We start from the raw sequence: 11,973 nt of genomic DNA, 5'->3' as shown, positions 1-11,973 counted from the left end.
CTCGTCCGGCGACGCGCGGCGCACGATCAGCGGCCAGCCGTGCTCGGCCCAGCGGCGCACGCACGGATCGGCGGCCAGCAGCGGATCGCGCGCAAACGCCGCGCGCCACCCCGCCGCCGTCAGCGTGACGAGCGTGTGGCGGCGCAGCGGTGCGTCAGCGTGCGGCACGCGCGAGCGCCTCGACGCGTTGCGCGACCTCGGCCGCGACCGGCCGCCCGCGCGCGGCGCGGCGATCGACGCGGTCGGCCGGCTTCGCGAGCCATGGCGCGACCTGCGCATCGAGCGCACGCGCCGGATCGAGCACCGCATCGACCGCGCCCATCTTCACGAGATTGTCGAGGCCCGGCGCGAACACGGCCGTCGAACGCGACATCTCCTTGAGCACGTCGATCGGCAGCTTCGTCACGCGCGACATCGACGGCAGGTCCATCACCTCCGGCTCGGCGCCGGGCAGCGCGAGCAGCGTGCGCGTCGCGAGCGCGGTCGCGATGAACGCGCCGGCCGCCGTGTGGCCGTACAGCACGCCGATCGTCCGGTGCCCGGCAAGATCGGCGTGGATCAGGCACTTCGCGAGATGCGACAGCCCTTCGTTCAGGCCCAGCAGTTCGTCGCGCTTGCTCATCCGCTGGCTGTCGCTGTCGACCAGCACGAGGATCGGCGTCGCCGCGCCGCGCTCGATCGTGTCGAGCACGTGCGACGCGAGTTTCAGCGCTTCGTCGATGCCGAACGGCAAACGTTCGGCCACACCGATCACGTCCACGCGTGCGCCGCCCAGTTCCGCATGACCGGCGAGCAGGCCGCCGTCGCGCGCGATCGCATGGCCGTGCGGGAACAGCGAGTTCAGGACTTCATCGAGCGTCATGCGATGCCTCCCGCCGGGCCGCCCTGTTCGAGGCACCGCGAACCAAGTGAGCGTGATTTCATTTCAACTCCTGCAGTTGATCGGCGAGCGCGACGAACGCGTCGTCCGGCATCCCGGGAATCGCTTCCGGCGCGCTTGCGCCCAGCGCGCGCCACACGTCGAGCGCATCCGCGCACGCGCCGAAACGCTCGACGCGCGCATCGAGCCGCGCCTGCTCGGCGCGCAGCATCGCCGTGTCGAACTTCGGCGCGCAGCCGATCAGCTCGAGCGCCGCCGCGCGAAACGCGTGCGGCGTATCGGCGACGTAGCGGTCCGCGCCGCCGATCAGCCGCCGGTGCTTGCCGCCCATCGTGCGCCAGATCAGCGCGCGGTCCTTCGCATCGAACTCCTCGACGCCGCGATTGGTCTCGATCACTTCCGGGCCGGACACACTGATGCGACCCTGCTCCGACACCGCGAGCGCCGAGCAGCATGCGGCAAGCAGCCCGCCGCCGCCGTAGCAGCCCGCGCGGCCGCCGATCAGCCCGATCACCGGCACGCCGGCCGCGCGCGCCTCGACGAGCGCCCGCATGATCTCGGCGATCGCGAGCTCGCCCGCATTCGCTTCCTGCAGCCGCACGCCGCCCGTATCGAACAGGATCAGCACCGGCGTGCCGCGTTCGCGTGCCGCGCGCAGCAGGCCGGTCAGCTTCGCGCCGTGCACTTCGCCGAACGCGCCGCCCATGAAGCGGCCCTCCTGTGCGGCGACGAACACCGGCCGGCCATCGAGCCGCCCGTGGCCGACCACCATGCCGTCGTCGAACTGCTGCGGCAGGTCGAACAGCGGCAGGTGCGGGCTGGTCACGCGTTCGGCCGGACCGAGGAATTCGCCGAAGCTGCCCGCGTCGAGCAGCCCGTCGATGCGCTGCCGCGCCGACGCTTCGTACCAGCTCGCGTCATTCGCGACGAAGGCCGGCGCATCGTGACTGACGTTGACGTCGCTCATGCCGCATCCCCCTCGATCGCACGCACCGCCTGCGCGAGCCGCAGCGACACCATGTCGGGCCGCGCGCCGCCGTCGTTGATCGACAGCTTCAGGCCGCCCGGCGCGCGCCGCTCGACAAAATCCGCGACGACCGCCTGCCAGACCGCGCCGAAGCCGACCGCCGCGGTGCGGATGTCGATCTCGCATTCGCTGCCCGGCAGCGTGCGTTCGACCAGCACCTCGAGATTGCCGGACGCGACCACGCCGACCAGCGCCGAGTCCCGTTCGCCCTTCGCGCGTTCGCGCGCGGTGAAGCGATAGTTCAACTGTTCCATGCCGTCTTCCTCACCAGTTGCGGAACCGGGCCGGCGGCGCATACAGCCCGCCCGACCAGTGCACGAGATCCTTGATCGAGCGCGCGGCGAGCCAGCGGCGGTCGGCGTCGAGCGGATCGATGCCGAGATCCTCCGGGCGGCGGATTACGCCGCGCTCGCGCAGCCGCTCGACCATCCTGCGGTCGCGGCCGCGGCCGATCTCCGTATAGCCGGCGACACCGCGAATCGCGTGCTCGCGCTCGTCGCGGTCGCGGCACATCAGCAGGTTCGCGATCCCTTCCTCGGTGACGATGTGCGTGACGTCATCGCCGTAGACCATGATCGGCGCGAGATCGAGCTGCAGCTTGTCGGCGAGCTTCAGCGCGTCGAGCTTCTCGACGAACATCGGCACGTTCTTGTCGCCGAAGGTCTCGCCGATCTGCACGACCAGCTTGCGGCCGCGCCGCAATGCCGCCGGCGTGTCCGGATCGGCTTGCGCGCCGGCCTTCAGCCACGGCTCGCTCGGATGACGCCGGCCGCGCGCGTCGCTGCCCATGTTCGGCGCGCCGCCGAAGCCGGCAATGCGCTCGGCCGTGACCGTCGACGAATGGCCCGCCAGGTCGATCTGCAGCGTCGAGCCGATGAACATGTCGCACGCATAGAGGCCGGCCGTCTGGCAGAACGCGCGGTTCGAGCGCAGCGAGCCGTCGGGGCCCGTGAACCACACGTCGGAGCGCGCGCGGATGTAGTCGTCCATCCCGACTTCGGAGCCGAAGCAGTGGATCTGCTCGACCCAGCCCGATTCGATCGCCGGAATCAGCGTCGGGTGCGGATTGAGCGCCCAGTGCGTGCAGACCTTGCCCTTCAGCCCGAGCTTCGCGCCGTAGGTCGGCAGCAGCAGCTCGATCGCCGCGGTGTTGAAGCCGATCCCGTGGTTCAGGCGCTTGATGCCGTACGGCTCGTAGACGCCCTTGATCGCGAGCATCGCGGTCAGGATCTGCGTCTCGGTGATCGCGGCCGGATCGCGCGTGAACAGCGGCTCGACATAGAACGGGCGACCTGCCTCGACGACGAAATGCACGCGGTCGCCCGGAATGTCGACGCGCGGCACCTTGTCGACGATGCGGTCGACCTGCGCGATCACGATGCCGTCCTTGAACGCGGTCGCTTCGACGACGGTCGGCGTGTCCTCGGTGTTCGGGCCGGTGTACAGGTTGCCGTCGGCGTCGGCGCTGACCGCCGCGATCAGCGCGACGTGCGGCGTGAGGTCGATGAAGTAGCGCGCGAACAGCTCGAGGTAGGTGTGCACCGCGCCGAGCGCGATCTTGCCGCCGAACAGCAGCTTCGCGATCCGCTGCGACTGCGGGCCCGAATACGCGAAATCGAGGCGCTTCGCGATGCCGCGCTCGAACACGTCGAGATGCTCGGGCAGCACGACGCCGGACTGCACCATGTGCAGGTCGTGCACCTTCGCGCTGTCGACGTCGGCGAGCGCCGTCGCGAGCAGGTCGGCCTGCTTCTGGTTGTCGCCTTCGAGACAAACGCGATCGCCGGGGCGCAGCACCGCTTCGAGCAGCGCGACCGCGTCGCGCGCATCGACCCGCTTGCCGCGCGCGAACGGCGCGCCGGCCGCGAGGCGTGCATCGCGCGCCTGCCGCGCGTGATTCCATCCGGTCATGAACAGTTCTCCTGCTTCGATGGTTCAGCGGCATTCTAAGCCTGGCGCCGCCGCCGATTGATGATGTTGCCGAATCCGACTCAGAGGCGGCCGCGATGGATGCGTGTGGCGCGCCGCCCGCCCGGGCGCGGCGCGCAGTCCCCCGTCGCGCTACGCGCCGACCAGCGCGCGCGTCGTGAAGAACAGCACCGACGGCCCGAGCAGGCAGCCGACGCCGGTGTGGAAGGTCGCGACCAGCGCGCCGTACGGCACGAGGCGGCGGTCGGTCGCCGCGAGCCCGGCGCTCACGCCGCTGACGGTGCCCGCGAGGCCGCCGAAGATCATCGCGGAGCGCGGCGTCTTCAGGCCCATGAAGCCGGCCGCGACCGGCGTGCCGATCATCACGATGATCGCCTTCACGAGCCCGGTCGCGATGCTCAGCGCGATCACGTCGGAACTCGCGCCGATCGCCGCGCCCGTGACCGGCCCGACGATGTAGGTGACGGCGCCCGCGCCGATCGTCGTCATGCTGACCGCATCGGTATAGCCGAACGCGCGCGCGATGCACGCGCCGACGACGAACGGCAGCACGGTGCCGAGCAGCAGCGACAACACGCCGACCAGCCCGGCCTTGCGCGCCTCGGCCGGCTGCACTTCGAACGCGGTCGCGACGATCGCGAAATCGCGCAGCATCGCGCCGCCCATCAGCCCGACGCCCGCGAACAGCGGCAGATCGGCGATACCCTTCTCGCCGCCGGTGAACGCGCCGCCGACATAGGCCAGCGCGAGGCCGATCACGATCGCGATCGCGGAGCCGTGCACGCGGCCGAACGTGAGCTTGCGCGACGCGATCGACGACACCCACATGATCAGGCCGACCAGCGCGAACGACGCGACGAGCCCGTTGTGGGCGACGACTTTTTCGAGCATCTGCAGCATGGCGGCCTCCGTCACTGTTCTTCGAATTGCGGCACGCCCGCGAAGGCCGTGTCGTCGCGCCCGGTGCGCACCAGTACCGCAATGCAGCATGCGCAGATCGCGACCGCGCCGAGCGCGGCCAGCAGCGCGACCGGCCCGCCCTTCAGCGCGGCGACGACGTTCTGGTTCGCGGCCATCGCGACGACGACCGGGATGTACATCGCGCCCCAGAAGCCGACGCCGGCCTCGGTCTCCTTCGGCAGCCAGCCGCGCCGATGCAGCCACAACCGCAGGCAGATCAGCAGCAGCATCGCGATGCCGACGCCGCCGACGTTGGTTTTCACGCCGATCGCGGCGCCCAGCAGGTCGCCGAGAAACAGCCCGGCCAGATGGCAGAACGCCAGCAGCGCGGTTCCGTAGATGATCATGAGTCGTCTCCAGTCTCTTCGTGACGGGCGCGTGGCCGTCCGCAGGAGGCGTGCGGCGCCCCGCGCTTGCGCGCCGGGCTGTCTCCTGCGGCGGTGCGCCGCGGCCCGGCGCGCCGTCGTGCGGACGCGTTCTCGGGCGGTCGATGGGATGATGCGGTTTCGGGCCGGACGCCGTAGACTGACCGATGCAGCCGCCGGCGCGACACGGGCGACGCATCCGGCTGGCCTGCCATGCGGGCGCACCGGTGCGTGATCCGATACTAGCCCCGCCGCCTCCGGCCATTTATGAAGTTGTCGAAACCGATTCAGTGGATTTAGCAATGCGCCCGTTACCGCCCGAGCTGCTGCGCAGCTTCGTCGCCGTCGCCCAGTCCGGCAGCTTCACCGCCGCGTCCGAACGCGTGAGCCTGTCGCAATCGACCGTCAGCCAGCACATCCGCCGTCTCGAGGAACTGCTGGACCGGCCGCTGTTCGAGCGTGACACGCGCAATGTGCGGCTGTCGCAACACGGCGACGCGCTGTTTCGCTACGCGGTGCGCATCCTCGAGCTGATGGACGAGGCCGTCACGTCGGTGTGCGGGCCGCCGCTGTCGGGCAAGGTGCGGCTCGCGATGTCCGAGGATTTCGCGTCCGCGCACCTGACGGCCGCGCTCGCGAGCTTCGTGCAGCGCAATCCCGACGTCGAGCTCGCGATCGCCACCGGCCTGTCGGGCGACCTGTTCGACGCGCTCGACGAAGGCCGGCACGACCTGGTGTTCGCGAAACGGATCGCCGGCAGCCGCCGTGGCCGCGTGATCCGCAGCGAGCCGCTGTACTGGTGCACCGGCCCCGATTCGCGCATCACCGGCCACGAGACCGTGCTGCCGCTCGCGATGCATCCGGAGCCGAGCGTGTCGCGCCGCCGCGTGCTCGAATCGCTGGAGGCGGTCGGGCGGCCGTACCGGATCGCGGTGGTCAGCAGCAGCGTCGCGGTGCTGCGCGCGGCTGCGAGCGCGGGGCTCGGCGTCAGCGCGTTCGCCGGCTACGTGATCCCGGCCGGGCTCGCGCGGCTCGACGCCGGCTTGCCCGAACTCGGCGAACTCGAATACGTGATCGACCGCCCCGCCGCCGCGTCGCGCTCGACGCTCGCGCTCGAAGCGACGCTGATCGCGGCGGCCGCCGAGCTGTAGCCGCCGCGCGGGCGCATTCGCACCGCGTGCCGCACCGCAACTGACAGCATTGCCCGGAACGCGTCAGCGTCCTCGCAGCACCCGCTCCCGACAATGGGATGTCCCGAAAACGCACGGCGTGCCGCCGGGCATTTTCGTCGTCCCCTCTCGATCGGAGCGTGCACCATGAACGTGATGCGATTCGCCGTCGCGACCGCTGCGGCCGCCCTGCTGTCCCCCGCCTTTGCACAGACCGACGCCGCGCCGCCCGAACCGGGCCTGACGCGCGCGGACGTCATCGCCCAGCTGAAGCAGGCTTACCTGAACGGCGACCTGCCGACGACCGACGGCGACTACCCGCCGAGCGACCGGACCCGCGAGCGCAATCGCGAACTGATCCAGGCCGCGCATCCGGCATGGCTCGACCAGGCGCCGCAGGCGGTCTCGCAGCAGCAGTAGCCGCCCCCGCGTGCCGACGCGCGCGCGGCGCCGCCTCGCCGCGCTTCGCGCGGTTACGGCAAGAAACTGCGCCGCCGCGCGTCGATCAGCTCGACGAGCAGCCGGTCGCGCTCGGCCGCAAGGTCCTGCATCGAGCGCTCGCCCTGGATCGCGCGCAGTTCGTCGATCAGCTTGCGATCGACGTTCGCGTCGAACGACGGCGTGCCGAGGTCGTCCCACCAGCTCGTCATCGGGCCCGACAGGTGTTCGAGGAAATGCGCGATACCGCCCGCGCCGCCGCCGAGGTGATAGGTCAGGCACTGCCCCATCAGCGCCCAGCGCAGCCCGGGCCCCCATGCGACGGCCTTGTCCGCGTCGGCGACGCTCACGACGCCCTCGCCGACGAGGTGGTACACCTCGCGAAACAGCGCAGCCGCGAGCCGGTTCGCGACATGTCCGGCCATCTCCTTGTTGAGGACGATCGTCTCCTTGCCGAGCGCGTCGTAGAACGCCTTCGCGCGCGCGATCGCGTCGCTGCCGGTCGCGTCGCCGCCGACCAGCTCGACGAGCGGAATCAGGTGCGGCGGGTTGAACGGATGCGCGATCAGGCAGCGTTCCGGATGCTTCGCGCACGCGGTCTGGATCTCCGACATCTTCAGTCCCGACGAACTCGACGCGATCAGCACGTGCGCGGGCAGCACGTCGTCCATCCGGCGATACAGCTCGCGCTTCAGGTCGAGCCGTTCGGGACCGTTTTCCTGCACGAAATCGACGCCGTCGAGCGCGCGCTCGAGATCGGCATCGAACGCGAGCCGCTTCGACAGCGCGTCGGCACGCTCGCCGAGAAACGCGGCGAGCGCGTCGCGCAGCCGTGCGTCGGCCTGCGGCGCGGGGTCGGTCGCGACGACGTCGAAGCCCTTCGACAGATAGAAAGCGGCCCAGCTCGCGCCGATCACGCCGGCGCCGACGATCGCGATGCGTTGAATGTCCATGTGCGTCCCGTCTCCGTGATTCGTTGATGGCGCGGCGATTGTCGCATCGAAGCGCGTCCGTGCGCGTTGACGAAGATTGCATGCCGCGCTCTTGAAATGCGCGGCAGCGATCACTAATTACGCTTCACCCCGCGGCCGCATGCAGCGCGCTGCCCGTTCCGACCTGCTGGAGAAGCCGGTCGCGCCCGCCGCCGGCGGCGCGCCGTCGCGTCTCCCGCGTATCCTGTTCCGGAGGACCAACATGAGCGGTATCCATTTCGGCAACGACCTGTTCGACGAATTCGCCCGCGTGCAGCGGCAGATGGCGAACCTGTTCGGCGAACTCCCGTCCGGCATCCGCGCGGTGCGGCCGAACGCCTTCCCGGCGCTGAACGTCGGCGCCACCGACGACGCGATCGAAATCGTCGCATTCGCGCCCGGCATGGCCGCGGCCGACTTCGACGTGTCGATCGACAAGGATCTGCTGACGATCAGCGGCGAGCGCAAGCGTGCGCCGCGCGGCGAAGGCGACGACGTGCGCGCGTATGCGCAGGAGCGCTTTCACGGTGCCTTCCGCCGCGTCGTCGAGCTGCCGCAGAATGCGGACCCCGACAAGGTCAGCGCCCGCTATGAAAACGGCTGCCTGCTGATCCGCGTCGGACGCCGCGAAGCATCGAAGCCGCGTGCGATCGCCGTCCATTAATCGCTGAGGAGAACGACATGAATACGAGCCAGATCCTGACCGAACGCCAGACCGGCACCGCTCCCGCGACCGCAGCGGAGGCCGTGCGCCGGCCCGCCGCGACGCCGGCGGTCGACATCGTCGAGGACGGCCGCGGCGTCACGCTGTGGGCCGACCTGCCCGGCGTGCCGCGCGAGAATCTCGACGTGAAGGTGCACGACAACACGCTGACGATCGAGGCCGACACGCGCATCGATACGCCGGCCGAGCTGCGCGTGCGTCATGCCGAAGTGCGCGCGCCGCGCTTCGCCCGCAGCTTCGTGCTGAGCCCCGATCTCGACACGTCGCGGATCGAAGCGAACCTGCGCGACGGCGTGCTGACGCTGACCATCCCGCGCCGCGAGGAAAGCCGGCCGCGCCGGATCGACGTGACGGCCGGCAACGCGTAAACGCGAACGCGCGCCGCAGCGCGGCGCGTATTGAAAAGCCCCGCCGGACATGCAGTCGGGCGGGGCTTTTTCCTATCCGGCGGCGCACCGGCATACGCGTCGTTCAATCGAAGTCGAACAGGTCGAACATCGATCTGCGCCGGCGCCGACCGTCGTGACGGGATCGATCGTCGTGCGGGCGGCCGTCGCGACCCCACGCGTCGTCGCGACCGTGGGCTGCGCGGGCATCGCGTTGCGCGAGCGCCGGTTCGCGCCGCACCGGCGTATCGCCGGTATCGCGCGCGATCAGCTTGTCGAGTTCGCCGCGATCGAGCCACACGCCGCGGCACGTCGGGCAGTAATCGATCTCGATCGACTGGCGCTCGGCCATCAGCAGGTCGGGCGTCTTGCAGACGGGGCATTTCATCGTATCGCTCCTTTCATCCTGCGGATGCCGCCGGCATCCGGTCGAACCTGCCGCCGCGGCGGCAGGCGTCGGTCAGTGGCCGTCCGCCTGCGCGGCACGCTTCGCCTTCGCGCGCCGCGCCAGCATGTTCATGCCTTCGACGAACGCGGAGAACGCCATCGCCGCGTAGATATAACCCTTCGGCACGTGCGAGCCGAAACCTTCCGCGATCAGCGTCATGCCGATCACGACCAGGAACGACAGCGCCAGCATCACGACGGTCGGGTTGCGGTCGATGAAGCGCGCGAGCGGTTGCGCGGCGAACAGCATCACGGTCACGGCGGCGATCACCGCGACGAACATGATCGGGATGTGCTCGGTCATGCCGATCGCGGTCACGATGCTGTCGATCGAGAACACGATGTCGAGCATCAGGATCTGGCCGACCGCCGCCCACATCGTCAGGCCGGCCGCGCCGCCGGACGCGCCGTCGCCGCCGCCGTCGCGCGACACGTGATGATGGATTTCGGTGGTCGCCTTCCAGACCAGGAACAGGCCGCCGGACAGCAGGATCATGTCGCGCCACGAAAACGCATGGTCGAACAGCGTGAACACCGGCTCGGTGAGGCGCGCGATCCACGCGACGGTGCCGAGCAGCGCGAGGCGCATCACCAGCGCGAGCCCGATGCCGAGCCGCTGCGTGCGGGCGCGCTGCGCCTCGGGCAGCTTGTTGCTCAGAATCGAGATGAAGATCAGGTTGTCGATGCCGAGCACGACTTCCATCACGACGAGGGTCAGGAGCGCGGCCCAGACTGCGGGATCGGCGGCAAGCGTCAGCAGGTAGTCCATGAGGCGGGTTTGGTGAAGTGGAAAGCCTCGATGATATTTCGGCCCGAACTTCGAAAAAATCAGAGAGAATCTGATATTAGGTTCGATTTTTACGAAGTTTCGATCGATGCTGAATTTCCGACATCTTTACTACTTCTGGGTCGTCGTGAAGGAAGGCGGGTTCGCGCGCGCGGCCGAGCGGCTCGACATGGCCGTGCAGACGATCAGCGCGCAGGTGCGCGAGCTCGAGAAAGCGCTCGGCCATCAGCTGCTGCGCCCCGCCGGACGCGGCGTCGCGATGACCGACGCCGGACAGGCCGCGTACGCACGTGCGGAGGCGATCTTCGAGCTGGGGCGGCTGATTCCGGACGAAGTGCGCGCGGCCGCCAGCCAGCCGACGGTGCGACTCGCGGTAGGCCTCGCGGACGGGATCTCGAAGCTCGCCGCGCATGCGATCCTCGCGCCGGTGCTCGACACGCCCACGCTGCGGCTGCTGTGCCACGACGGCGAGCACGACGCGCTGCTCGCGGAACTCGCGCTGCACCATCTCGATCTCGTGCTGGCGGACCGCGGCGCGCCGTCGGGCTCGAACCTGCGCGTGACGAGCGAGCGGCTCGTCGCGTCGCCGGTCGACTGGTACGGCCCCGCCGCGCGGGTCACGCCGGCCGCGCGGCAGCGCTTTCCGCACGGCCTCGCCGAACTGCCGGTGCTGCTGCCGACCGCACATTCGGCGCTGCGCGCGCGCCTCGACCGCTGGTTCGAGGCCGAGCGGATCGTGCCGCGCATCGTCGGCGAATTCGAGGACAGCGCGCTGATGGCCGTGTTCGCGGCGCGCGGGCTCGGCGTATTCCCGCTCAGCGAGCTCGGTGCGAACGACGCGTCGCTGCTGCGCGGGCTGCGGCGGCTCGGGCGCGCGGGCGACGTGACCGAGGAGATCCATGCGATCCGCTCGCGGCGCGGCGAACATCACCCGCTGACGGCGCAATTGCTTGCCGTCGCGCGTGGCGCATCGGCCGGCTGAAGCGAGCGCGACATCAAACGAAACTATAATAGCGCCCCGGCCATACGAGATTGCCGTACGCCATTTGCCGGCGCTGCCGGCGCGCGGCCCGATCCGGCATCTCGCCGAGCCTTTTGAAAGACGCCATGCACAACCGATTCCGTCTGTTTTCCGTTTCGTGCGCACTCGCGGCCGCGACCGTGCTGGCGGCGTGCTCGTCGCCGCCCAAGCCGATCTACCAGCAGGAGCAGTTCGACGCGACCAGCAGCCCGTATGCGCACACGTTCCATGCGAAATCCGACGCGGCCTGCGAGGCCGCGCGGCGCGCGCTGCTGAGCCAGGGCTACGTCGTATCGTCGTCGCGCAACGACGCGGTCGACGGCAGCAAGAATTTCCAGCCGAACAACGACATGCACGTCGTGATCGAATTTCACGTCGTGTGCGCGGACGCGAATGCGGACGGCACGTCGAGCATCGCGTACGTGAACGCGGTGCAGGACCGCTACACGCTGAAGAAGTCGAACACGTCGGCGAGCGTCGGCCTCAGCGTGTTCGGCTCGCTGTCGCTGCCGATCGGCTCGAGCGACGATGCGCTCGTCAAGACCGCGAGCGAGACGATTCCCGCCGGCGTGTTCTACGAGCGCTTCTTCAACCTCGTCGAGCATTTCCTGAAGATCGATCCGGCCCGCCGCGATCGCGCGGCCGTGAAGGCCGCCGAGAAGGAAGCCGTCACGCCGCTGCCGGAACCCGCGCCGACGCCGCAGGGCGAACCGATGAAGATGACCACGCCGGTCGTGCCGACGCCGCCTGCGGCGCCGGTACCGCTGTCCGTGCCGGGCATCGCGCCGGCCGCCGGCGCGGCCGCGGTGCCGGCTGCGGCATCGGCCGTGGCGGTGCCGTCGCCGGCTGCGCTTCGAGGCGCAGCGCCC

At 70.0% G+C, this 11,973-nt stretch carries 15 protein-coding genes and 1 pseudogene; 6 read left to right on the top strand and 10 right to left on the bottom strand.

The genetic code is table 11. The features are described 5' to 3' along the window. The 7 genes and pseudogenes from BST28156_RS34925 to madL form a co-directional block, all read right to left on the bottom strand. Positions 1–168, bottom strand: a pseudogene (locus BST28156_RS34925) (phosphoribosyl-dephospho-CoA transferase MdcG domain-containing protein); the annotation flags it as partial. Beyond that, the gene (gene mdcE / locus BST28156_RS33900; protein ID WP_174904525.1) at positions 155–862 is read right to left on the bottom strand and encodes a biotin-independent malonate decarboxylase subunit gamma; all 708 of its coding nucleotides are present in this window, start codon (positions 860–862) and stop codon (positions 155–157) included. The pseudogene BST28156_RS34925 and the gene mdcE, both read right to left, overlap by 14 nt. A gap of 58 nt (positions 863–920) precedes the next feature. After that, the gene (locus tag BST28156_RS33895) at positions 921–1,847 is read right to left on the bottom strand and encodes a biotin-independent malonate decarboxylase subunit beta (RefSeq protein ID WP_174904524.1); all 927 of its coding nucleotides are present in this window, start codon (positions 1,845–1,847) and stop codon (positions 921–923) included. Further along, positions 1,844–2,161, bottom strand: a complete 318-nt coding sequence (mdcC, locus tag BST28156_RS33890) for a malonate decarboxylase acyl carrier protein (protein ID WP_174904523.1) — start codon at positions 2,159–2,161, stop codon at positions 1,844–1,846. The genes BST28156_RS33895 and mdcC overlap by 4 nt, the downstream gene beginning before the upstream one ends. A 10-nt stretch (positions 2,162–2,171) precedes the next feature. Then, positions 2,172–3,818, bottom strand: coding sequence for a malonate decarboxylase subunit alpha (gene mdcA / locus BST28156_RS33885; protein WP_174904522.1), 1,647 nt, complete (start codon positions 3,816–3,818; stop codon positions 2,172–2,174). A gap of 150 nt (positions 3,819–3,968) precedes the next feature. Next, positions 3,969–4,736 (bottom strand): malonate transporter subunit MadM, encoded by a 768-nt coding sequence (gene madM, locus BST28156_RS33880; protein WP_060241730.1) that lies wholly within the window; start codon positions 4,734–4,736, stop codon positions 3,969–3,971. A gap of 11 nt (positions 4,737–4,747) precedes the next feature. After that, the gene (gene madL, locus BST28156_RS33875) at positions 4,748–5,143 is read right to left on the bottom strand and encodes a malonate transporter subunit MadL (protein ID WP_011884246.1); all 396 of its coding nucleotides are present in this window, start codon (positions 5,141–5,143) and stop codon (positions 4,748–4,750) included. A gap of 320 nt (positions 5,144–5,463) precedes the next feature. Here madL and BST28156_RS33870 point away from each other — a divergent pair, with 320 nt between their 5' ends. Continuing rightward, on the top strand, positions 5,464–6,312 hold the full coding sequence (locus BST28156_RS33870; protein ID WP_060241727.1) for a LysR substrate-binding domain-containing protein: 849 nt from the start codon (positions 5,464–5,466) through the stop codon (positions 6,310–6,312). A gap of 165 nt (positions 6,313–6,477) precedes the next feature. Beyond that, entirely contained in the window at positions 6,478–6,750 is a 273-nt protein-coding gene (locus BST28156_RS33865) for a DUF4148 domain-containing protein (RefSeq protein ID WP_060241725.1), read from the top strand. A gap of 53 nt (positions 6,751–6,803) precedes the next feature. On the opposite strand, the gene BST28156_RS33860 is transcribed toward BST28156_RS33865, so the two are convergent. Continuing rightward, positions 6,804–7,721 carry a 3-hydroxyacyl-CoA dehydrogenase NAD-binding domain-containing protein gene (locus BST28156_RS33860; protein ID WP_174904521.1) on the bottom strand — a complete coding sequence of 306 codons (918 nt, stop codon included), beginning with the start codon at positions 7,719–7,721 and terminating at the stop codon, positions 6,804–6,806. A gap of 241 nt (positions 7,722–7,962) precedes the next feature. Between BST28156_RS33860 and BST28156_RS33855 the strand changes: the two genes are divergently transcribed. Next, entirely contained in the window at positions 7,963–8,403 is a 441-nt protein-coding gene (locus BST28156_RS33855) for an Hsp20/alpha crystallin family protein (RefSeq protein ID WP_060242192.1), read from the top strand. Between the two features lie 17 nt (positions 8,404–8,420). After that, positions 8,421–8,831, top strand: a complete 411-nt coding sequence (locus BST28156_RS33850; RefSeq protein WP_174904520.1) for an Hsp20/alpha crystallin family protein — start codon at positions 8,421–8,423, stop codon at positions 8,829–8,831. Between the two features lie 103 nt (positions 8,832–8,934). Here the strand turns inward: BST28156_RS33850 and BST28156_RS33845 are convergent, their stop codons facing one another. Together BST28156_RS33845 and BST28156_RS33840 are read right to left on the bottom strand one after the other, a co-directional pair. Further along, positions 8,935–9,237, bottom strand: a complete 303-nt coding sequence (locus BST28156_RS33845; RefSeq protein ID WP_174904519.1) for a TFIIB-type zinc ribbon-containing protein — start codon at positions 9,235–9,237, stop codon at positions 8,935–8,937. A 72-nt stretch (positions 9,238–9,309) separates the two neighbouring features. Beyond that, positions 9,310–10,065 (bottom strand): TerC family protein, encoded by a 756-nt coding sequence (locus BST28156_RS33840; protein WP_174904518.1) that lies wholly within the window; start codon positions 10,063–10,065, stop codon positions 9,310–9,312. A 106-nt stretch (positions 10,066–10,171) separates the two neighbouring features. On the opposite strand from BST28156_RS33840, the gene BST28156_RS33835 reads away from it, so the two are divergent. Together BST28156_RS33835 and BST28156_RS33830 are read left to right on the top strand one after the other, a co-directional pair. Further along, the gene (locus BST28156_RS33835) at positions 10,172–11,065 is read left to right on the top strand and encodes a LysR family transcriptional regulator (protein ID WP_174904517.1); all 894 of its coding nucleotides are present in this window, start codon (positions 10,172–10,174) and stop codon (positions 11,063–11,065) included. A 125-nt stretch (positions 11,066–11,190) separates the two neighbouring features. Beyond that, a partial coding sequence (locus BST28156_RS33830) for a DUF2242 domain-containing protein (protein WP_174904516.1) occupies positions 11,191–11,973 on the top strand: 783 nt, incomplete at its 3' end.

The organism is Burkholderia pseudomultivorans (genome assembly GCF_902499075.1).
Taxonomy (GTDB): Bacteria; Pseudomonadota; Gammaproteobacteria; order Burkholderiales; family Burkholderiaceae; genus Burkholderia; species Burkholderia pseudomultivorans.
The sequence above is the reverse complement of the archived record's forward strand: the minus strand, read 5'-3'. Positions and strand labels throughout refer to the sequence as shown.